Annotated in this window: 18 protein-coding genes; 12 read left to right on the top strand and 6 right to left on the bottom strand. The window is 63.3% G+C overall.

Features of this window, described 5'->3' with window-relative positions; genetic code table 11:
• Positions 1 to 37 precede the first annotated feature (37 nt).
• Positions 38 to 679 carry a pyroglutamyl-peptidase I gene (gene pcp, locus AC0J5Z_RS15675; RefSeq protein WP_475033932.1) on the top strand — a complete coding sequence of 214 codons (642 nt, stop codon included), beginning with the start codon at positions 38 to 40 and terminating at the stop codon, positions 677 to 679.
• On the opposite strand, the gene AC0J5Z_RS15670 is transcribed toward pcp, so the two are convergent.
• On the bottom strand, positions 676 to 1,305 hold the full coding sequence (locus AC0J5Z_RS15670; RefSeq protein WP_475033930.1) for an SIMPL domain-containing protein: 630 nt from the start codon (positions 1,303 to 1,305) through the stop codon (positions 676 to 678). The two genes, pcp and AC0J5Z_RS15670, sit on opposite strands and share 4 nt — an antisense overlap.
• A gap of 2 nt (positions 1,306 to 1,307) precedes the next feature.
• Positions 1,308 to 1,754, bottom strand: coding sequence for a hypothetical protein (locus tag AC0J5Z_RS15665; protein ID WP_475033928.1), 447 nt, complete (start codon positions 1,752 to 1,754; stop codon positions 1,308 to 1,310).
• A 98-nt stretch (positions 1,755 to 1,852) separates the two neighbouring features.
• On the opposite strand from AC0J5Z_RS15665, the gene AC0J5Z_RS15660 reads away from it, so the two are divergent.
• The 5 genes from AC0J5Z_RS15660 to AC0J5Z_RS15640 all read left to right on the top strand — a co-directional run bounded on the left by AC0J5Z_RS15660 (position 1,853) and on the right by AC0J5Z_RS15640 (position 8,307).
• A complete protein-coding gene (locus AC0J5Z_RS15660; RefSeq protein ID WP_475033925.1) occupies positions 1,853 to 2,707 on the top strand; it encodes an LppM family (lipo)protein in 855 nt (284 codons plus the stop codon).
• 155 nt (positions 2,708 to 2,862) lie between these two features.
• On the top strand, positions 2,863 to 3,924 hold the full coding sequence (gene pheS, locus AC0J5Z_RS15655) for a phenylalanine--tRNA ligase subunit alpha (RefSeq protein ID WP_475033921.1): 1,062 nt from the start codon (positions 2,863 to 2,865) through the stop codon (positions 3,922 to 3,924).
• A 2-nt stretch (positions 3,925 to 3,926) separates the two neighbouring features.
• Positions 3,927 to 6,470, top strand: a complete 2,544-nt coding sequence (pheT, locus tag AC0J5Z_RS15650; protein WP_475033918.1) for a phenylalanine--tRNA ligase subunit beta — start codon at positions 3,927 to 3,929, stop codon at positions 6,468 to 6,470.
• 185 nt (positions 6,471 to 6,655) lie between these two features.
• The gene (locus tag AC0J5Z_RS15645; RefSeq protein ID WP_475033916.1) at positions 6,656 to 7,522 is read left to right on the top strand and encodes a trypsin-like serine peptidase; all 867 of its coding nucleotides are present in this window, start codon (positions 6,656 to 6,658) and stop codon (positions 7,520 to 7,522) included.
• Between the two features lie 131 nt (positions 7,523 to 7,653).
• Positions 7,654 to 8,307: a 4'-phosphopantetheinyl transferase family protein gene (locus AC0J5Z_RS15640; RefSeq protein WP_475033913.1), complete on the top strand. Its 654-nt coding sequence runs from the start codon at positions 7,654 to 7,656 to the stop codon at positions 8,305 to 8,307.
• 3 nt (positions 8,308 to 8,310) lie between these two features.
• Here the strand turns inward: AC0J5Z_RS15640 and AC0J5Z_RS15635 are convergent, their stop codons facing one another.
• From AC0J5Z_RS15635 to AC0J5Z_RS15620, 4 genes are all read right to left on the bottom strand, one after another.
• Entirely contained in the window at positions 8,311 to 9,645 is a 1,335-nt protein-coding gene (locus AC0J5Z_RS15635; RefSeq protein WP_475033908.1) for a M1 family metallopeptidase, read from the bottom strand.
• Between the two features lie 12 nt (positions 9,646 to 9,657).
• Positions 9,658 to 13,569: a Pls/PosA family non-ribosomal peptide synthetase gene (locus tag AC0J5Z_RS15630; RefSeq protein ID WP_475039734.1), complete on the bottom strand. Its 3,912-nt coding sequence runs from the start codon at positions 13,567 to 13,569 to the stop codon at positions 9,658 to 9,660.
• Positions 13,570 to 13,723: 154 nt separating this feature from the next.
• Entirely contained in the window at positions 13,724 to 14,689 is a 966-nt protein-coding gene (locus AC0J5Z_RS15625) for a quinone oxidoreductase family protein (RefSeq protein WP_475033905.1), read from the bottom strand.
• 85 nt (positions 14,690 to 14,774) lie between these two features.
• A complete protein-coding gene (locus AC0J5Z_RS15620; protein WP_475033903.1) occupies positions 14,775 to 15,863 on the bottom strand; it encodes a fatty acid desaturase family protein in 1,089 nt (362 codons plus the stop codon).
• A 167-nt stretch (positions 15,864 to 16,030) separates the two neighbouring features.
• Between AC0J5Z_RS15620 and argC the strand changes: the two genes are divergently transcribed.
• From argC to AC0J5Z_RS15590, 6 genes are read left to right on the top strand one after another with little or no spacing between them, the layout of a single operon-like run.
• Positions 16,031 to 17,062 carry an N-acetyl-gamma-glutamyl-phosphate reductase gene (gene argC / locus AC0J5Z_RS15615; protein WP_475033900.1) on the top strand — a complete coding sequence of 344 codons (1,032 nt, stop codon included), beginning with the start codon at positions 16,031 to 16,033 and terminating at the stop codon, positions 17,060 to 17,062.
• Positions 17,059 to 18,225, top strand: coding sequence for a bifunctional glutamate N-acetyltransferase/amino-acid acetyltransferase ArgJ (gene argJ, locus AC0J5Z_RS15610; protein ID WP_475033898.1), 1,167 nt, complete (start codon positions 17,059 to 17,061; stop codon positions 18,223 to 18,225). The genes argC and argJ overlap by 4 nt, the downstream gene beginning before the upstream one ends.
• A 10-nt stretch (positions 18,226 to 18,235) precedes the next feature.
• A complete protein-coding gene (gene argB / locus AC0J5Z_RS15605) occupies positions 18,236 to 19,180 on the top strand; it encodes an acetylglutamate kinase (RefSeq protein WP_475033895.1) in 945 nt (314 codons plus the stop codon).
• Positions 19,177 to 20,517, top strand: a complete 1,341-nt coding sequence (locus tag AC0J5Z_RS15600) for an acetylornithine transaminase (protein ID WP_475033892.1) — start codon at positions 19,177 to 19,179, stop codon at positions 20,515 to 20,517. Before argB ends, AC0J5Z_RS15600 begins: the two co-directional genes overlap by 4 nt.
• On the top strand, positions 20,514 to 21,521 hold the full coding sequence (gene argF, locus AC0J5Z_RS15595; protein ID WP_475033889.1) for an ornithine carbamoyltransferase: 1,008 nt from the start codon (positions 20,514 to 20,516) through the stop codon (positions 21,519 to 21,521). Before AC0J5Z_RS15600 ends, argF begins: the two co-directional genes overlap by 4 nt.
• The gene (locus AC0J5Z_RS15590) at positions 21,521 to 22,057 is read left to right on the top strand and encodes an arginine repressor (protein ID WP_011774347.1); all 537 of its coding nucleotides are present in this window, start codon (positions 21,521 to 21,523) and stop codon (positions 22,055 to 22,057) included. The genes argF and AC0J5Z_RS15590 overlap by 1 nt, the downstream gene beginning before the upstream one ends.
• The last annotated feature ends 9 nt before the right edge of the window (positions 22,058 to 22,066 follow it).

Genomic DNA, 22,066 nt, shown 5'->3' with positions numbered 1-22,066 from the left:
GGAGTAACAAGGGTTGGAGCATTGCTAAGGTTGGCCCATGATTCTGCTGACTGGCTTCGAACCGTTTGGCGAGGACAATGTGAATCCTTCGTGGTTGGCAGCGCGCCGGGCAGGGGAGTTGCTCGGCTCCCATGGCATCGCCGTTGAAGCCGTGGAGCTGCCGTGCGTCTTTGGGGAGTCGGTAACCGTCCTCACCGAGGCCATAGCTCGTCACAACCCGGACATTGTTGTCTGTATCGGCTTAGCGGGAGGCCGTGGACGGATTTCCCTGGAACGAATCGCCATAAATTGTGATGACGCCCGGATTCCGGACAACAAGGGCCAGCGCCCCATCGATGAGCAGGTGGTCCCGGGCGGGCCTGCAGCATACTTCTCAACTTTGCCTATCAAGGCCGCGCTCAGGAACCTTCAGGTCGCGGGCATCCAAGGTGAGGTGTCGCAGTCTGCCGGAACCTACGTGTGCAACCACATCTTTTACGCGCTGATGCATTCCCTCGCATCCAGGCCCGGCATCCGTGGCGGGTTCGTCCACGTCCCCTATCTGCCGGAACAGTTGCCGGAAGGCAGCCCGACCCCGTCCATGCCTTTGGAAGCGATGGCGGAAGGGATCGCCGTCGTTGTCCGGACGGCCCTGCACACACAGGCCGATGCGAAATTGTCAGCCGGGGCTGTCCACTAAACAAGTTCCCATTCCACTTTGATGCTGGCTGAGACTGACGACTCTCCAGCCTCCACGGGCATGGCCTCTGCGGTGAAGGAAGCCCTCACCATGCCGCCCAAGGGAATGGGTCCGCCGTGCAGGGGTTCCTGGGAAATGGACACCACCTTCCCAAGCCGGGAGGACGCCAGCGAAGCGTACTGCTCGGCTCGGGCCACGGCATCCTGCCACGCTGCCTCCTGAGCCTGGGCTGTGACTGAGGAGGCATTCGCAAAGCCCTGTTCGATCCCGTTGATCCGTATGTCGTCTCCGCCGGCCGCAACAGCGGCGGCAATAGCAGCGGGAGCATCCGCCTGGGAACGGATTCCCACCTGCAGGTTGGTCGAGGCCACGTATGCCGTCACCTTCTGGCCTTGCCCTTCCACCCAGACCAGGTCTGCCCGCAGGTTCAATCCGCTGGTCCGAACGTCTGCCTCGGAAACACCTGCTGCCCGCAAACTGGCTGCGACAGCGTTAGCCGCCTTGCCGGCGTCGTCATAGGCTTTCGCCGCTGTGTCCCGCCGCGTCTCCACGCCGAGCGTCAACGTCACAAGGTCCGGAACGGCCTTTGCGCTCGCGGTCCCGGTAACAGTGATGGTTCGGTTCATCCTTAGGCCTCGATTCGCTGGCCTGCAGGGCTGTCCTGCCGGCGGTGATGGGTGTCAATGTAGCCGCCGGCCACGAGTCCGGCCTGTCGTTCGAAGAAATTTCTCGACGCCGGATTCCCGCTGCGAAGCATGGACCAGCCGGCGGCGACGCCGTAGAGGGCAAGGAAAGGAAGTCCCAGGCAGTACGCGTACTGAGTGCTGTGCCGCTCCTCATGCCCCAAGAGCACAGTGTTGGTTCCAGCCACACCGTGTGGCGCCCGATACAGGATCACGTTCCCCAGCGTGAAGGCGCCGGCGTGGGGGAGCTTCCAGTTGTACCCGGCAGCGATGAGAAGCCCGCGCGGGCCGTGGGACACGGTGGAACGGGACGCTGCTGCTACCGCCAGTCCCAGCGGTGTGGACAGGTTCAGGACGTTTGCGATCTGCCGTAAGCGTTGCGCCGGAGTCATGAAGCCATGCTAGACCCGTCGTCTATGGAACGGCATGAGCGGCAGGGATACGCTGTTCGAGCACCCGTCGGTGCAGTGGACGAATGGGGGAAAGAAAGATGAACGTTAAGCGCGCCATGAGCGTCGTCGGTGTCTTGATCGCAGTAATGGTGGCACTGACCGGTTGCGTCAAGCTCAACATGTCCGTGAAGGTCAACAACGAAAAAAGCGTGGACTACGAGGTTGTCTACGCCATCCAGAAGTCGGTATTGGGGGACAAGTCCTTCGATGAATTCATGGAGTCCAACGGAAGCGGCAGCCAGCAGATGGACATCCCCGAAGGCGCCACCGTGGTGGACTACGAGGACGAAAAGTACAAAGGCAAACGGATCACCGCAGCCAACCTCGATCCCGCCAAACTCGCAGAGTCGTCCAATTCCGAAAACCCTTTCCAGCTCAAGAAAGAGGGCGACTTCTACGTCATCTCCATGGGCGGCGTGACGGGAACGGACAGCGGCGATCCGCAGGCATCGGCCATGGCGAAGTCCATGTTCGACGAAGCCTCCGTCAAGTTCACCTTCCCGGGCAAGGTAGTCGAAGCAAAGGGCGCCACCGTGGACGGAAACACGGCGACCTTCGACATGCTGTCCATCAGCGAGACAGCCGTCCAAGCCAAGGCCGAGGCCAACGCCGGAATTCCGATGTGGATCATCTGGATCCTCGTAGCTGTGCTGGTAGTCGCTGCTGCATTGGTTCTGCTGTTCGTCCTGTTGCGTAAAAGGGCAGCCCAGCAGGCTCCGGCGCTCGCAGGTGCAGCCTCGTATGGCCAACCAGGCTACGGACCTGAGCAGGCCGGATATGCTCCGCAACAGCCGGGATACGCGCCGCCGCAGCCACCAGCGCAGCAGCCCGGCCAGCACGACGACGGCCAGGTACCGCCGCCGCCCACCGCACCGCCCGCGTCGGGCGCCTAAGCGGGGGCGACGCACCGCCGTCGAACGCGGTTAAATCGCGCCTGTGAGGTTCAACTAGACTGAAGGGTAGTGCCTGCCGTCCGCGGTGAGCACTGCCCTTTAGTTTTGCAGGCCTGCCATGCTGGCCGCTCCCGACTCGTAGCTAAGAACAGTAGATGACTGACACTTTGCCAGGCGCTGCCATCCCGAATCCGCTGGATGAAGCCGCCATCACCGCCGCCGCCGAGGATGCCATTGCCGCTATTGCGGCCGCTTCCTCCCTCGAAGAACTCAAGGCTGTCCGCCTCGCCCACACCGGCGAGAAGTCGCCCCTGAGCCTGGCCAACCGTGAAATCGGTGGCCTCGCCAAGGAGCACAAGGCCGCCGCCGGCAAACTCATGGGTTCCTCCCGCGGCCGGGTCAACCAGGCGCTCGCAGCCCGGACCCAAGTTCTGGAAGCCGAGAATGACGCTCGCATCCTGGTGGAAGAAACCGTTGATGTGACTGCCGCGCCGCGTCGTCGCCGTGCAGGTGCCCGCCACCCGCTGTCCACGCTTCAGGACAGGGTTTCCGACATCTTTGTTGGCATGGGTTGGGAAATCGCAGAAGGCCCCGAGGTTGAGTCGGAGTGGTTCAACTTCGACGCCCTCAACTTCAAGCCGGACCACCCCGCCCGTGAAATGCAGGACACGTTCTTCGTGGAGCCTCCCGAAGCGCACCTGCTCATGCGCACCCACACGTCGCCTGTACAGGTTCGCTCCATGCTGGAACGTGAAGTTCCCATTTATGTGCTGTGCCCCGGCAAGGTCTTCCGTACTGACGAATTCGATGCCACGCACACGCCCGTCTTCCACCAGTTCGAGGGACTGGCGATCGACAAGAATTTGAGCATGGCGGACCTTCGCGGCACGCTGGAGCACTTCGCCCGACAGATGTTCGGCGACGAAGCCTCCATCCGCCTGCGCCCCAACTACTTCCCGTTCACTGAGCCGTCCGCGGAACTGGACATCTGGCACCCGGGCGCCAAAGGCGGCCCGCGCTGGATCGAGTGGGGCGGCTGCGGCATGGTCAACCCCAATGTCCTCCGGGCAGCCGGCATCGATCCGGACATCTATTCAGGTTTTGCCTTCGGCATGGGCATTGAGCGGACGCTCATGTTCCGCAACGAGGTCGGCGACATGCGCGACATGATCGAAGGCGACGTACGTTTCAGCGAGCATTTCGGGATGGAGATCTAACAGTGCGTATCCCACTTTCCTGGCTGCGTGAATTCGCGCAGGTTCCGGCCGATGCAACGGCCGAAGACGTCATGGCTGACCTGGTCAAGGTCGGTTTCGAAGAAGAAGAAGTTCACCGTCCCACGGACGAGCTCACGGGTCCCGTTGTGGTTGGTCAGGTGTTGAGCCTGGTCAAGGAACCGCAGACCAACGGCAAGACCATCAACTGGTGTCAGGTCCGCGTCGTTCCGGAGGGCCAGGAGCAGACCCTCACCGGCAAAGGCATCGATCCTTCCGGCGTTCAGGGCATCATTTGCGGAGCCCACAACTTTGTTGAGGGCGACAAAGTGGTTGTCACCCTCCCTGGTGCAGTGTTGCCCGGAAACTTCCAGATCTCTGCACGGAAGACCTACGGTCACCTGTCTGCGGGCATGATCGCCTCCGTCCGTGAACTCGGCATCGGCGATGACCACGACGGCATCCTGGTCCTCTCCCGTATAGGCCTGGACCCGGAAATCGGCACCGACGCGATGGAACTGCTGGGCCTGTACGACCAAGCAGCGGAAATCAACGTCACGCCGGACCGCGGCTACGCCTTCTCCATCCGTGGTGTCGCCCGAGAGTACGCCCACGCCACCGGAACGTCCTTCGTGGACCCGGCCTCCAAGGTCAGCGCACCGGCAAGCCTTCAGGGCGGCTACGGCGTCAAGCTCAACGACGACGCACCGATTTACGGCAAGCCCGGCTGCGACCGCTTCGTGGCCCGCACGGTCCGCGGCGTGGATGCTTCCCGTCCTACTCCGCCGTGGATGTCCGCGCGCCTTCGTTTGGCCGGCGTTCGGTCCATCTCGTTGCCGGTTGATATCTCCAACTACGTCATGCTTGAGCTTGGCCAGCCGAACCACTGCTACGACCTCGACAAGCTCGCGGGCGACATCGTGGTGCGTCGCGCAGTGGCGGGGGAGAAGATCACCACCCTGGACGACAAAGAGCGTACGCTCGACGTCGAGGACCTGCTGATCACGGACGACTCCGGCGCTATCGGCATCGCTGGTGTCATGGGTGGCGCCCACACCGAAGTTTCCGACTCAACCACGAACATCCTGGTAGAGGCCGCGCACTTCGACGAAGTCTCCATTGCGCGCTCACGCCGCCGGCACAAGCTTCCGTCCGAAGCCTCCAAGCGCTTCGAACGCGGCGTGGACTGGCATGTCGCCGACATTGCTGCCCAGCGCGTAGTGGACCTCCTGGTCGAGCTCGCCGGTGGTACGGCGGACGAGGCCGGGACCGACGTCGGAACCGCACCCGACGCCGTGACCATTGAACTGCCCGCAGAGTTCGCAGCCGCCCGTATCGGCATCAACTTCACCGAAGAGCAGATCACCACGTCCCTTGAAGACCTTGGCGCCGTGGTGGAAAAGTCCGACACCGGCTACCGGGTGACTGCTCCGAGCTGGCGCAACGACCTCGAAACCAAGGAAGACCTCTCCGAGGAAATCGCCCGGCTTGTTGGCTACGACAATATCCCGGCGACTCTTCCGGTGGCGCCTCCGGGCCGTGGCCTCAGTCGCAGCCAGCAGCAGAAGCGCCGTGTTGTCCAGGCACTGGCTGACGCCGGACTCACCGAGGTGTTGTCCTACCCGTTCGTCACAAAGGCGGCCAACGACACCTTCGGGGTTGCCGCCGAGGGTGAGGCACGTCCTGCGCTCAAGCTGGCTAACCCGATCAGCGAGGAACACGGCTACCTCCGTGCGTCCATCCTGCCGGGCCTGATTGAGGTTGCCCGTCGCAACCACTCGCGCGGTTTCCGCGACCTGGCGGTCTATGAGGCCGGTTCGGTCTTCCTGCCCGGCGAAAAGCTGGGTACGGAGTCCATTCCGCCTTTGGGCGTCAAGCCTTCCGATGAGGTTCTTGATGGACTGTACGACGGCGTCCCTCACCAGCCGCTGCACATCGCCGCTGTCCTGACCGGCCATGACTCCCCGGCAGCTGCGACGCATACGCCGCGTGCCTGGGATTGGGCTGACGCTGTGGACGTGGCACGGCTCATGGCGGATGTCCTGGGTGTGGAACTGGTTGTGAGCCAAGGCAGTCACCAGGCATTCCACCCGGGGCGGGCTGCCCGGCTCGCACTCCGGAACGGCGATGTGGTGGGCTACGCCGGTGAGCTTCACCCGAAGCTCCTTGCTGCCCACGATATGCCTGCTCGATCCGTAGCTGTTGAGGTCAACGTGGAAGCGTTGTTTGAGGCTGCGGCCGACGTGATCGTGGCCAAGCACATCTCGGGATTCCCCGTGGCGACGCAGGATGTTGCCTTGGTTGTCCCGCAGGACGTTCCGGCAGACCAGGTCCTGGCTGCCCTCCGCGAAGGAGCCGGAGTACTTCTTGAAGATGTCGCGTTGTTCGACGTTTATGTGGGTCCGGGTATCGAGGATGGAAAGAAGTCCCTCGCCTTCGGCTTGCGCTTCCGTGCCGACGACCGGACGCTGACGGCTGACGAGGCTTCCGAAGCGCGCGCAGCTGCTGTGGCTGTCGCAACTGAGCGCTTCGGAGCAGTCCAGCGCTGATCCCTACCGCGAACGATTGAGATCCCCGGGACCTAGTGGTCTCGGGGATTTCTTTTTATCGAGATTGGACTCCCAGCATCTTGACAGACTATTCACACATGCATGACAGTTTTGTCATGCACATGTGAAGCATGTGTATCACATCCCTCGTACGGTTCCTCAGGACCGTCCCTTGAAAGGTACCCATGAAAAAGCAGAACGTTGCTTTGCTTGTCGGGGCTGCAGTAATGGCTTTGACCTCGTCGCTTGGTGGAGCCGCAGTAGCGTCAGAGACGACGCCACAAGTAGCTGCCACAGAGGTGCAGCCCGTGTCGCACACGGTCGACCAGTCGCAGGTTTCCGGTTCCGCCGCCTCGCCGTTGGCGGACAAGTACACCATTGCCGCACCCTCCAAGAACGGCGGCGCTTCCACGGACTCTGTCATCGGCGCGGACGGCCGGGTCCGGATTACCAATACCACTGCGGCGCCCAACCGTTCCATAGTCCAGATTGAATTCAATGGTGGCTACATCTGCTCCGGCGCGCTCATTTCCGATGACACGGTACTGACTGCCGGTCACTGTGTGCACGAAGGCGGCACGGGATCTGAGGCCGACTACTCGTGGGGCGTCAAAGTTGCTCCTGGCCGCAACGGCTCAACCGATCCTTATGGCACGTGCGGGGCCACAAAAATCTACACGGACCAGCGGTGGATCGATTCGGCCAACACCAACGCAGACTGGGGAGTCATCAAGCTGGACTGCACCATTGGCAACACCACCGGGTGGCTCAACTACACCGGCACCACTGCCAGCCTGAACGGGACCAGCACGACGGTCCGGGGCTACCCGGGGGACAAAGCCTTTGGCACCATGTGGTCCATGACCGGCCCCATTGAGAGCACCACAACTGAAAAGGTCTACTACAAGATGGACACCTACGGCGGGCAAAGTGGCGCCCCCGTCTACAACAGCTCCAACACCATCATGGCCATCCACACCAACGGTGGCAGCTCCAACTCAGGCACGCGCATCACACCCACGCTGGCGAACTACCTCACCTCGGTGAAGTAGCCCGCCTGGGCTAAGCCGCCCAAAGTGTTCCCTGCAGCGTCCCCTTAGCTGCGGGGAACACTGCTGTCTGAGACAGGACACAGCAGCGTCAGGCTAGAGTTTGCTGGAGACAACGCTGGGAGGGAGGTCTGTTGCATAACCCTGTGCATGAGCTGCGCAAGCTTGCTGATGTTCGTGTTCCAAACGATTTCCTTCAGGAGCTCGGGCAGCCAGCCACGGAACGCGCGCTCCGGTTCGACAGCGCCAAAGACAGTCAAGAATTCGTTGCGGGCCGGCTCGCCTTGTGGCACTTCGCGGCATCGCTTCTTGAAGTGGATCCCGCCCGGCTCATACCGGACTACCGTTGCCCGCAGTGCGGCACCGGCCAGGATCACGGACGCCCCGGGTTCATGCTCGACGCCGGCCCCGCACCTCTGGCGCTCAGCGCCTCCAGAGCGTCGGGCTGGGTGCTGCTGGCCGCCGTCGTGCATCCAGCGGATGGACTCCGGCTGGGTGTGGACCTTGAAGCGGTAGACGGGGTTGGCTTCGGTGGCTTTGATGACGTCGCCTTGAGCGGGAACGAGAAACGATTCCTCTACGCGTTGCCGGAAGGGGAACGAACCAGGCAGCGCGCCCGTCTTTGGGCGCGCAAGGAAGCCTGGCTGAAGATGACCGAGGAAGGTCTGCGGCGGAACCCCGCAGACTTGGACGTACTGAATCGTCCAGGCTTGCGCGACCTCAGCGCCGCCACCGACGACGGCCTGAATTTACCCGAAGGTTTCGTGGCCGCCACCGCACTGGTGTGAGGACTACGGCAGTGGCGGCAGGGACGATTCGTACAGCCACGGCCGAAGGATTCCCGCGGCATCGAAGCCGGGAATGAACGAATCCGCGGCCTCAATGAACGTCTCGGTTGACACTGAGCTGTGGCGATTTGCGGCCGTCCAATGCTGAAGGAAACCGAAGAACGCTTCATCGCCGGCTGCCATCCGCACAGCATGAACCGCCAGGGCGCCACGCTTGTAGACCCGGTCGTCGAACATGAGCTCGGGACCGGGATCGCCGACGAGCAGGTCCTGGGGGCCGGCGTCGAGCCTCTTCCACGCAGCGGTTGCGCGTGCGGCAACCGTCATGGTCCGGGATTCCTCCGACCACAACCACTCGGCGTAGCAGGCAAAGCCTTCATGCAGCCAGATGTCTTTCCAACTGCTAACCGTCAGCGAATTACCAAACCACTGGTGGGAAAGCTCGTGCGCGATCAGGCGCTGTGCATCCCACGTGTCGCGCATATGGTTTCGGCCAAAGATGGAGACAGTCTGGGCTTCGAGAGGAATTTCCAACTCGTCCTCGGTGACCACCGAGGTGTAGTCGACGTACGGATAGGGGCCGAAGCAGTCCTCGAAGGTGCGCATCATGTCCGGCTGCCGCCGCAGGCCCTGGAGGGCGTCCACTGCCATCTCGGGCGTGACTGCCACGAATTGGGGGACCCTGTGGTGGGTATCGTCCACGTGCAAGGGAACCTTGACGTAGCGCCCGATCTGCACCGTGGCGAGGTAGGTGGCCATGGGTTCGGCTTGCTCGTAAACCCACGTTTCCCGGCTGGATTTGCGGGAATGCGAGACAAGCTTGCCGTTGCACACTGGCCGGTAATTGTCGTCGGTGGTCACCGAGATGCGGAAGCTCGATTTGTAGCGGGGATGGTCGTTGCAGGGGAACCACGAGGCTGCACCGTTGGGCTGGCCGGCGACAAGTACGCCGTCGTTCAGTTCTTCCCAGCCGACATCGCCCCAAAGGCCGCGGCGCGGCTGGGGATTACCGTCGTAGCGGATCTCAAGGGAGAACTGCTGGCCCGCCTTGAGCGGGGAGACCGGCGTCAGCACGAGGTGTTCGGCCCTGTGGCTGAACTTCTGCAGCTTCTTGCCGTCCAGCTGAACCTTGCTTGCCCGCAAGCCCACCAGGTCCAGGACGATCTGCGTGGCCGGTTCCAGCGCCGTGCATCGCAGGACAGCCTTGCCGATCAGCTTGTTGCTGCCCAGCCTGACGTCGAGGTCCAACTCGTACCTGTCTACCCGGTAGTCCGTGCTGCCGTGGTCCAAGGTATAGGGGTCGGCTTTGGTCGTGGGGGTAGTGATTGGTGCGGTCATGATCCGTCCAATCTACTTGAGGCGCGGCGCTTGTGCAGACGGACCCACCCACGGGCTCACCGGATTGCCCATCCAATACGTCCCGGCCGGGACGGTCTCGCCACGCATGACCAACGACGCCGGCCCAACAGTACCGCCGTCGCCGATACTCGCCGCGGGGAGTATGACGCCGTGCGGACCCATCGTGGCGCCGTTACCGAGCGTTACGGTGTCAAGGCTCATGACACGGTCGTGGAAGAGGTGCGTCTGGACCACGCAACCTCTATTGACGGTGGAGTTTTCGCCCAGGGTCACGAGGTCGGCTTCGGGGAGCCAGTAGCTTTCGCACCACGTTCCGCGTCCGATCTTGGCTCCGAGTCCGCGCAACCACCACACCAGGGCAGGAGTTCCGGCCGCAGAACGGGCGAACCACGGGGCGCTGACCATTTCGATGAAGGTGTCCACAACCTCGTTGCGCCAAATGAACGAACTCCATAGCGGGTGTTCACCCGAGCGGATCGTGCCCACCAAAACCCACTTGGCCACAATGGAGCTGAGCGCGGCCACGGCTCCCGCTGCCAACATGACCACGCCACCCAAGGCCGCAGCAATCCAATAGCCCCATCCGCGCGCTATCCAGTCCAGCACAAGCATCACGCTCACCGCGATGGCCACTGTGAGGATGACAGGGAACAGGCGGCAAAGTTCCCAGAGCGCCCTTGCAATCTTCAGCTTCAGCGGTGGACGGAAGGTGCGGGTCTGGTCGGCGTCGACGGCAGTCCGGCGCAACCTCACAGGCGGGCTACCAAGCCATGATGTGCCTGATTTCGCCTTGGCCGGCGTGGCGGACAGTACGGCGACGAGGGAGTTCTTGGGCACGTTCCGACCCGCGGCTGTCATGCCGGAGTTGCCCAGGAAGGAGCGTTTTCCAATCTTGGCCGGGGCGATCTTCATCCAGCCACCGCCCAGTTCGTAGGAGGCAACCATGGTGTCGTCGGCCAGGAATGCGCCGTCGCCGATGGTGGTCATCTTTGGCACGAGCAGCACCGTTGACGCCTCCACGTTCTTCCCCACCTTGGCGCCCAGGAGGCGCAACCACACAGGGGTGAAGAGGCTCGCATAGACCGGAAAGAGGAGGTCACGTGCCATGTCCAGGAGGCGCTCCGTGGCCCAAACCTGCCAGCCGATACGACTGCGAACCCGGTAGTAGCCCTCCTTGAGGCCCAAGCCCAAGAGCCTTGCAACTATCAGGATGAGGACCAGGTTGCCGAAGAACCACACCAGGGCCGCAAGTGGAACGGCCAAGGCGATCTCTGGAAGCGCTGTTTCCAACGACTTGTGACCCTGGATGAAAGCCAGGACCACCAGGGCTCCGGCGAACGCCGAGATATAGGGGATCAGTGCCAGCAGAGCCGAAGCGCTGGCAAACGCTGAGAACCAGAGTCGGTCAACGACGGGTCGCCGGCTGATTGTCTCCGGCCATTCGTGCTTTGCTTTTCCACGGCGTTCTGCGGGGCAGCCGGCCACGAGGTGCCCGGCCTTCACTTTGCCCAGTACCGCAGATCCGGCATCGACGTGGGCACCCGCACCGATGGTTGCTCCAGGCATCAGGGTGCTCCGTGCGCCCACAACTGCACCGGCTCCTACATGGATTTGGCCGATATGGACTGAATCGCCGTCCACCCACCAACCGGAAAGGTCCACTTCGGGCTCGATGTTTGCTCCGCTGCCCAGAGACAGCAGACCGGTAACCGGGGGCAACGAATGCAGGTGGACATCCTTGCCGATCTTGGCTCCGAGGGCCCGGGCGTAGTACGGGACGAACGGCGCGCTGGCCAGGCCGATGGCACCCGACAGGTCTTGTATTTGCTCGGCCAGCCACAAGCGCAGGTGGGTTTTGCCGGACCGCGGGTAAGTACCGGGCTGGATCCTGCCAAGCAGTACCCTGGCTGCAACCACGGAGATCGCCATCCGGCCCAAGGGGCTGACGAAGACCAGCCACGACGCCGCGATCCACCACCAGGAGACCACGGGGGCCGCAGCGAATCCGGCGAAGTCTGCCAGTAGTTTGTTGGCGGCCATGAGGTAAGTCAGCCAACGCATTCCCACGAGTATGTGCAGCGGCACGCCCATGAGGACCTGGAAGATTTGCGACTTCAAGGCGGTAGGACGGACGGTGCGCTCAGCAGCGGGCCCCGGCGAGCCGCCGTCGGGGAGTGATTGCCGCGCGGCGTCAATCAGGGCCCCAACGCGCGGCGTCGCGTAGATATCAGCGACGGTGATGGTGGGGTAACGGACGCGGAGGGCCGAAACGAGCTGGGCTGCGGCCAAGGACCCGCCGCCATGGGCGAAGAAGTCGGCGTCGAGTGAACTGACGGGGCTGCCCAGTACCGACTCCCACTGGTCCACCACCCATCGGGCGTCATCGGGCAGATTCAGCGGTGCGTTGCCGGCCTCGGTGGCGCCGGCCCCTGCCAGAGGCCAGGGGAGTGCGTGGCGATCCACTTTGCCGCTGGTTTTGGTGGGGAGGGATTCAACGGTGGTCAGCAAGGGGATCAGGGCAGCTGGGAGGCTTTCGCCAAGCAGCTTGCGGGCCTCGTCCATGTTTAACTCGTGACCGTCAACGGGAGCCAGGTAGCCCACCAGAATTTGGTTGCCGGCGGCCGTCGTCTGCACTGCAGCAGCAGCGCCAGCTATCCCCGGCAAGGATTGAAGCGCCGCATCTACTTCGCCCAATTCGATGCGGCGTCCGCCCAGCTTGACCTGTTCATCGGCGCGACCCATGAAGACCAGGCCCTCGGCTTCGAATCGCACCAAGTCACCTGAGCGGTACGCGCGATCCCATCCAAGTGTTGTCATGGGGGCGTACTTCTCGGCGTCCTTGGCGGGATCGAGGTAGCGGGCCAGCCCCACGCCGCCGATGATCAATTCGCCAATCTCACCTTCGGCGACCGGAAGCCCGCTGGAATCGACGACGGCAAGGTCCCATCCGTCCAACGGCAGGCCGATCCGGACGGGGCCCGGTCCGCCCAATGGAGCGGCGCAGGCAACGACGGTGGCCTCGGTGGGTCCGTAGGTGTTCCACACTTCACGGCCGTCGACTGCCAAGCGTTCGGCCAGTTCCGGCGGGCATGCTTCGCCGCCGAAGATGAGTAAGCGGACATTTTCCAGTGCCTCGGCCGGCCACAACGCAGCGAGGGTGGGCACAGTTGAAACCACGGTGATGCCGTGGTTGATGAGCCAGGGACCAAGGTCCATGCCGGTTCGAACAAGGGCTCGTGGTGCGGGCACAAGGCAAGCTCCGTGCCGCCAGGCCAACCACATTTCCTCGCAGGAAGCGTCGAAGGCCACAGAAAGGCCGGCGAGTACCCGGTCCTGGGGTCCGATGGGTTCAGCTTGGAGGAAGATCCGGGCTTCGGCATCAACGAAAGCTGCTGACGAACGGTGCGTGACTGCGACGCCCTTGGGAGTTCCGGTAGATCCCGAGGTGAAGATGATCCAGGAGTCATCGTCCAATCCGGGCGAGGCTGGCGTAGAGACAGCTTCCTTAGCCTGACCGAAGAGCTGGATGTCCAACCCCGCAGCGACGACCGCCCCTACCTTGGCTTCGCCGAAAACCAGCTTGGCTCGTTCGTCGGGGTCGTCGGCGTCCACAGGAACGTACGCGGCGCCGGCCATGAGGATTCCCAGGATAGCGATGTAGAGCTCATTGGTGCCGGACGGGATCCTGACGCCGATTTTGTCCCCTCGACCAAGTCCCGCACTGTTCAACTGCCCGGCGAAACCGCGAACGGCCTTGAGCAGCTCGGTGTAGCTCAACGACTTTTGCCCATCATCAAGCGCCGAAGCTTCGGGGAATGATGCTGCGCTCTCTTCCAAGATGTCGACGAGAGTACGCTCGGCGGGAGCCGCGGCGCCTCCCGGTAGCTGGGGACGGTACTTCATCAGGGCAGGCGTCGTACCGGCCCCAGCGGGATGTTCTGTGCTCACGACGTCAGCTTTCCGCAGAAAGATGAACAAAAGGTGTCTGACGTTTCCCACTCGTCACACTTTGTTGCACCATTGTTCGCTTTTTGCACATGTGGCGTTCAAAAGGGGATCAGGGAACCAGAAGGACTTTTCCAGTGGTGCGGCGGCCCTCAAGATCGCGGTGCGCCTGGGCGGCTTCCGCGAGCGGGTACGTTGCGCCCACCCTGACAGCGAGGGTGCCATTGGCGGCGGCGTCGAAAATTTCCGCTGAGCGCCACCGGCGCTCGTGGGTGTTCTGGACGAAGTGCGCCATGGTGGGCCTGGTGAGCGTGAGCGAACCCGCGGCGTTCAAACGCTGGGGATCGAACGGCGGCACCGGGCCGGAGGCCGCGCCGAAGAGCACCATTGCACCGCGGATGCGCAGGCTGTTCAGGGAATCATCGAACGTGTCCTTGCCGACGCCGTCGTACACCACGTTGACGCCCTCCCCATCGGTGAGTTCACGGACCCTGTCAGCGAAGCCGTCGTAGCGAAGTACTTCATCGGCGCCTGCCAGCGTAGAGAGATCGGCCTTCTCATCGGAGGAGACGGTGGTGATGACTCGGGCGCCGCGGGCTTTGAGCAGTTGGGTCAGCAGGAGGCCGACGCCGCCGGCGCCCGCATGCAGGAGGACGGTGTGCCCGGGCTCCACCCGGAAAGATGAATTCATCAGGTAGTGGGCGGTGATTCCCTGCAGCGGCAGGGCCGCGGCAGTGTGATCGTCGACGCCGGCCGGAACCGCAAGTGCCTTGCTCGCGTCAACGAGGGCGTACTCCGCATAGGTCCGGGTTCCCTCGGCCGTGGCAACGCGGTCGCCGACAGCAAATTCCTCGACGCCCTCTCCGACGGCCTCCACAGTGCCGGCAGCTTCGGCACCCGGAGTGAACGGATAGTCCACCTTGTAGGTGCCGCTGCGTTGGTACGTCTCAATGAAATTGACCCCGGCAGCTGCGACCTTGATCAACAGCTGGCCGGGGCCAGGAGACGGTGTTTCCACGGATGCGTACTCGAGGACCTCGGGTCCTCCGGACTGCTGTGCAACGATAGCGTGCGTCATGGTGGCTCCTTACTCCGGGGCGGGCCTTCCGGTGCCCGGTTTCAGAATCCATCCTAGGGAGGTTGGGGCCTCCGGTGTCGAACGCCTAGCGGCGTCCGTGCGTCGAAGCGACGGGGCAGTCGAAGCCGCGGCCTGCCGCCAGGCCTACGTCATTGAGGTACCTGACCACGATGCCGTAGGACTGCATCAGCGTGGTTTCGGTGTAGGGGATGGAGTGTTTGGCGCAGAACTCGCGCACGATTTTGGTGGCCTTGTACAAATGGGGGCGAGCCATGTCCGGGAACAGGTGGTGCTCCACCTGCCGGTTGAGTCCACCCAGGAGGAAGTCCATGAAGAGGCCACCGGAGATGTTGCGCGAGGTCAGGATCTGGCGGTTGAGGAAGTCAACACGGCTGTCCTTGGGAAGGACCGGCATGCCCTTGTGGTTCGGGGCGAACGACGCGCCCATGTAGAAGCCATAGACCATGATCTGCACGCCCAGGAAGGCGAACGCCATTCCGATGGGCAGGAACGTGAACGCCAGAACCGGGAGGGCGGCGAGCCTCGCGACGAGGATGGGCGTCTCTACCCAGCGGTGACGTACTTTCTGTTTGCCGAAAACAAAGCGAAGGGAGTCAAACTGCAAGCTCAAGCCGAGGAGCATCAGGAGCGGGAAGAAGAACCAGCCCTGCTTCTTGGTAAGGAAAGCCAAGCGGCCCTTACGTTCGGCTGCAGCGTCTTCGTGGAAGACCAAGGCGTTGTTCCGGATGTCCGGGTCCTTGGAAATGACGTTGGGGTGGTTGTGGTGGGCTCCGTGCTTCTGTTCCCACCAGGAGTAGCTGATGCCGGCCACGCCGGTGGCCAGGAGGCGGGCGGACCAGTCGTTGGCGCGACGTGAAGCGAAAATCTGCTTGTGACCTGCCTCGTGGGCAAGGAAGCTAAGCTGCGTGCACAGGATGCCTACGGCTGCAGCGATCAGGAGCTGGTACCAGGAATCGCCTATGAGTGCGAAGCCGAGCCAGGTGCCGGCCATGAGCAGTACCAAGGCCACGAAGACCCAGATGTAGAAGCCGCTGCGGCGTTCGAGGAGTCCGGCTGACTTGACGCTCTTGAGGAGCTCTGAGTAGCTCTGGACGACGGGATTTGGTTGAATTGCGCGAGCTTTGGGGCGCTCAGCGGTGGACGTGGGTGACATAAATGTGCCCCGTATCGCTAACGGGCAACGCTACAGCCGACGTTCGGACTGCACGGTTTGGTTCACCCTTCACTAAGCATACGGGTAATCTCCAAAATAATGAGACTGCTCACAACTGCATGCATAAATATCGGACAGGGTGAATATTCTTGCTGTACAATGGAGTCATGACTATTTCTGTTGCCGTCTCCGGTGCCAGCGGCTACGCCGGGGGAGAAGTCCTGCGCTTGCTGGCAGGCCATCCGAACGTCACCATCGGTGCGATCACCGCTCACAGCAACGCCGGTTCCAGACTAGGGGAGTTGCAGCCGCATCTCCACGGTTTGGCCAGTCGGATTCTGGAAGACACCACAGTGGAGAACCTGTCCGGCCATGATGTCGTGTTCCTGGCACTGCCGCACGGTGCCTCGGCCGAGATCGCTGCCCAGTTGCCAGAGGGGACGGTAGTGATCGACGCCGGTGCTGACCACCGCCTGCAGGACGCAGCGGCGTGGGAAAAGTTCTACGGTTCCTCCCATGCGGGCACCTGGCCTTATGGTCTCCCGGAGCTCCCTGGTCAGCGCGAAGCCCTCAAAGGTGCCACGCGCATCGCCGTTCCCGGGTGCTACCCGACGTCGGCCCTGCTCGCCCTGACGCCCGGGTTCGCCAACAGCCTCCTCCTGACGGACGACGTCGTGATTGTCTCTGCATCGGGGACCTCAGGCGCGGGCAAGGCTGCCAAAGTCAATTTGATTGGCGCTGAAGTCATGGGTTCCATGAGCCCTTACGGCGTCGGCGGCGGACACCGGCACACACCTGAGATCGAACAGGGACTGGCCAACGCGGCCGGCGAGTCGGTAACAGTCTCCTTCACGCCAACACTGGTTCCGATGAGCCGCGGCATCCTGACCACGGCGACCGCAAAGGTGGGCCATGGCGTCACGTACGCGGAGCTGCGCCAAGCCTGGACGGACGCCTACGACGACGAACCATTCGTGCACCTCCTTCCGGAGGGCCAGTGGCCCGCCACCAAGTCGGTTCAGGGCTCCAACCACGCAGTCATGCAGTTGGCTTTTGACGAGCACACCAACCGGGTCATCGTGACATGCGCTATCGATAACCTCACGAAGGGGACCGCCGGCGGAGCCGTGCAGTCCATGAATATTGCCCTCGGCCTGGATGAAACCGCCGGCCTGAACCTGCAGGGAGTTGCACCGTGACCATTACCGCCCCCAAGGGATTCCGCGCCGCAGGCATCAAAGCCGGCATCAAGGCTTCGGGTAACCCGGACCTTGCCCTTGTAGTCAACGACGGACCGCAAAAATCCGCCGCCGCCGTCTTTACCTCCAACCGCGTGGCTGCTGCACCGGTCCACTGGTCGCGTCAGGTGGTCAGCGACGGACGGGTGGATGCCGTGGTCCTGAACTCCGGGGGAGCCAATGCATGCACCGGTCCGCAGGGCTTCCAGAACACCCACGCCACGGCCGAGAAAGTGGCAGACGTGCTGGGAGTCTCAGCTTCCGACGTCGTGGTCTGCTCAACCGGCCTGATCGGCGAGCAGCTGCCCATGGACAAGATTCTTCCCGGCGTCGAGGCCGCTTTCCGCGAACTGTCGGAGGACGGCGGCTCCGCTGCGGCCACAGCGATCATGACCACGGACAGCGTGTCCAAGGAAGCGGTCTTCACGGGCACCGACGCCGAGGGCAAGCAGTTCACCGTCGGTGGCATCGCCAAGGGCGCCGGCATGCTGGCGCCGGGCCTGGCAACGATGCTGGTGGTCCTTACCACCGACGCCGAGGTTCCTGCGGATGAGCTCGACGTCGTCCTGCGCGACGCCACGCGCGTCACCTTTGATCGGGCGGACTCGGACGGCTGCATGTCTACCAACGACACCGTGGTGCTGTTGGCATCAGGGGCGTCCGAGGCGTTGCCGTCTGCCGAACAGTTGAGCGAAGCCGTCACGCAGGTCTGCGCCGAACTGGCACGCAAGCTCATCGGTGACGCCGAGGGCGCCAGCCACGACATCGCTATCCGGACGTTCAACGCCGCCAGCGAACGCGACGCCGAAATCGTCAGCCGCAGTGTTGCCCGCTCCAACCTCTTCAAAGCCGCCATCTTCGGCAAGGACCCTAACTGGGGCCGGGTGCTCTCGGCTGTGGGAACAACTGACGCCGTATTCGAGGCGGACCAACTCAACGTGTCCATGAATGGCGTACAGATCTGCCGCAAGGGCGCAATCGGCGATGACCGCAATTTGGTGGACCTCGAGCCGCGCGAAGTACTGGTTGAAATCGACCTGCAGGCCGGAGACGCCGAGGCCACCATTTGGACCAACGACCTCACGCACGATTACGTGCATGAGAACAGCGCATACTCGAGCTGAGCGGATGACTATGACTGCGCACACCCGCGAAACCACCTCCATGAGTGACGCCCAGGACAAAGCCGGGACACTGATCGAGGCCCTCCCGTGGATCCAGCGTTTTGCCGGTACCACCATGGTGATCAAGTACGGCGGCAACGCGATGGTCAACGATGACCTTCGTCGTGCCTTCGCGGAGGACATTGTGTTCCTCCACCACGTTGGCATCCACCCCGTAGTGGTCCACGGCGGTGGCCCCCAGATCAACTCCATGCTCGGCCGTCTCGGCATCGAGTCCGAGTTCAAGGGCGGCCTGCGCGTCACCACCCCTGAAGCCATGGATGTGGTCCGCATGGTCCTCACGGGCCAAGTAGGTCGCGAACTCGTCGGCCTCATCAACTCCCACGGTCCCTATGCCGTGGGCATGTCCGGCGAAGATGGCGGCTTGTTGCGCGCCGTCCGCACGGGCACCGTTGTGGACGGCGAAGAGGTGGACCTCGGCCTGGTGGGCGAAGTAGTGGGTGTGGACCCTGCCGGCATCAAGGACATTCTCGACGCCGGCCGCATCCCCGTGATTTCGACCGTCGCTCCGGAAATTCTCGACGACGGCAACGGTTCCGGTCCCACGACGGGACAGGTCCTCAACGTCAACGCGGACACTGCAGCCGCCGCCGTCGCATCCGCCTTGGGCGCCACCAAGCTTGTCATCCTGACCGATGTTGAGGGCCTGTACGCCAACTGGCCGGACAAATCGTCGCTGATCTCTTCGCTGACAGCTTCGGAACTCCGTGAGATGCTGCCCAAGCTCGAGTCCGGAATGATCCCGAAGATGGCAGCCTGCCTCAAAGCCATCGACGAAGGCGTGGAACAAGCGCACATCGTTGATGGCCGCCTCCCGCACTCGATGCTGCTGGAGACCTTTACGACCGCTGGCATCGGCACACAAGTAGTACCTGACGAGGAAGTGAACGCATGAGTACCGAACTGAGCCATTCGGCCGAAAGCCGCAGCAGCGATGGGGGGCCGGGTGTGGTCGGGCACCGCGAAGCGGGCGGGGCCCCCATCGCTGCGGAGGCTGCCGCAACCACGCTCGTTACCCAGAGCTCAGGCGCTGACTGGCTTGCCCGTTACTCGTCGTCCCTCATGGGTGTCTTTGGCACCCCGCAGCGGGTACTGGTTCGTGGCGCAGGTTGCCTCGTGTGGGACGCTGACGGCAAGGAATACTTGGACCTCCTGGGCGGCATCGCTGTGAACGCCCTGGGCCACGCGCACCCTTTCGTCACCTCCGTGATTTCCAGCCAACTGGCCACGCTCGGCCATGTCTCGAACTTCTTCACGAGCCCCACGCAGATCGCACTGGCGGAAAAGCTGCTGGCTCTCAGCAGTGCGCCGGCGGGGTCCAAGGTGTTCTTCGCGAACTCAGGCACTGAGGCTAACGAGGCAGCGTTCAAGCTGGCCCGACGGAACAACTCCGATGGAAAGCGCACCAAGATCATCGCCTTGGAGGGTGCCTTCCACGGCCGCAGCATGGGTGCTTTGGCCCTCACGGCCAAAGAGGCTTACCGCGCGCCCTTTGAACCACTTCCCGGGGGCGTGGTCCACCTTCCGTTTGGCGACATCGAAGCCTTGCGTGCCGCCGTCGACGATTCCACGGCGGCCGTCTTCCTGGAACCAATCCAGGGCGAAGCGGGCGTCCGTCCGCTCAGCGCCGAATACCTGCAGGCAGCCCGCGAGGTGACCACCGCGGCAGGCGCGCTGCTGATCCTTGACGAGGTACAAACCGGAATCGGCAGGACCGGCAAGTGGCTTGCCAGCGAAGACGCCGGAATTGTTCCCGACGCCGTCACGCTCGCCAAAGGCCTCGGTGGCGGCTTCCCCGTGGGGGCACTCATCACTTTCGGAAGTACGACGTCGGCCCTGCTCGCCGCCGGGCAGCACGGCACCACTTTCGGCGGGAACCCGGTGGCGACAGCCGCGGCGCTGGCCACTCTGCACGCAATCGAAAGCCAAGGTGTCCTGCAGAACGTGCTGACCGTCGGCGCTCACCTTCGTGAGGGACTGGCCGCCATCGAGGCTGTCACTGAAGTCCGTGGTGAGGGCCTGCTGATTGGCGTCGATGTGAATGCCGACGTCGCACCTGCCATGGTGACCGCAGCTTTGGATGCCGGCTTCATCATCAACAGCCCAGGCCCGCGGACCATCCGCCTTGCGCCGCCGCTGATCCTGACCATCGAGCAAGCGGACCGCTTCCTGGACGCTCTACCCACCCTGATCGCCACGGCTAAGGCCAACACCGCTAAGGATGCACAGTGACTTCTTCCACCACCACCCGTCACTTCCTCAAGGACACGGACCTGAGCCCCGCCGAGCAGGCTGAAGTCCTGGAACTTGCAGTCCGGATGAAGGCCGCGCCGTACAGCGTGCAGCCCTTCGCGGCCGAGGGCAACGGCCGTAAGACGGTGGCCGTGATCTTTGACAAGACCTCCACCCGCACGCGTGTTTCTTTCGCCACCGGCATTGCGGACATGGGCGGCAACGCACTGATCATCAACCCGGGTGAAGCCCAGATCGGTCACAAGGAATCCGTGGAGGACACGGCGAAGGTCCTGGAGCGTATGGTGTCCACCATCGTGTGGCGGACAGGTGCCCACTCGGGTTTGGTGGCTATGGCGGAGAACTCCAAGGTCCCCGTCATCAACGCCCTGTGCGATGAGTACCACCCCTGCCAGCTCCTGGCCGACCTCCTGGCCGTCAAGGAGCACAAGGGCGAGCTTGCCGGATTGAGCATGGCTTACCTGGGGGACGCCGCGAACAACATGGCCAACTCCTATCTGCTGGCGGGTGTCACCGCTGGAATGCATGTCCGGATCTCCGGCCCGGAAGGCTACCTCCCGGCCGCGGAGATCGTGGCAGCCGCAGAAGAACGTGCAGCTGAGACCGGTGGTTCCGTGCTGATCACCAGCGATGCCGCCGAAGCCCTCAAGGGTGCCGACGTCGTGGCCACGGACACCTGGGTCTCCATGGGCCAGGAAGCCGAGAAGGAAGCACGGATGCAGCTGTTCCGCGACTACTCCGTGGACGAGGCCGCCATGGCGCAAGCCGCGTCGGACGCCGTCGTGCTTCACTGCCTCCCGGCCTACCGCGGTTATGAGATTTCCGCCGGTGTCATCGACGGCCCGCAGTCGATCGTCTGGGATGAGGCTGAAAACCGCCTCCACGCCCAGAAGGCGCTGATGGCATGGCTGATGCACCGCTCCGGACTCGCTTTCGTGGACGGTCTGTCACCCGTTGAAGGTACCGGGGAGAGCACGTTCTAGTGTCCACCAATCCGTCCGTGCCGGGCGCCAGCCCAGCCACCAAGACTGCCCGGCAGGCGCGCATCACCGCGATCCTGACGGGTGAGTCCGTGCGTTCCCAAGCAGAGCTTGCAGCCCTGCTGGCGGACGACGGCGTCCAGGTCACCCAGGCCACCCTGTCCCGCGACCTCGTGGAACTGGGCGCGGTCAGGGTTCGTGGCAAGGAAGGCGCCCTGGTTTACGCCGTCCCCGGGGAGGGCGGCGACCGCAACGCCAAGAGCGGCGTCACCCAGGAAATCCTGGATGCGCGGCTGACGCGGCTTTGCGGCGAACTCCTGGTGACAGCTGAGGCCTCGGGCAACATCGTGGTCCTGCGCACCCCGCCGGGAGCTGCGAACTTCCTGGCCCTCGCTGTTGACCACTCGGTGATGCCGTCGGTATTGGGTACGATCGCAGGCGATGACACTTTGCTGCTGGTCGCACGGGATCCCGATGGCGGGGCGGAATTGGCAGCGCGGTTCCTGCGCATGGCTGAAGAAGCCGGCCCTGGCAACTAACTGATCTTT

This window comes from Paenarthrobacter sp. TRD_SC_7 (assembly GCF_056156245.1).
The sequence above is the reverse complement of the archived record's forward strand: the minus strand, read 5'-3'. Positions and strand labels throughout refer to the sequence as shown.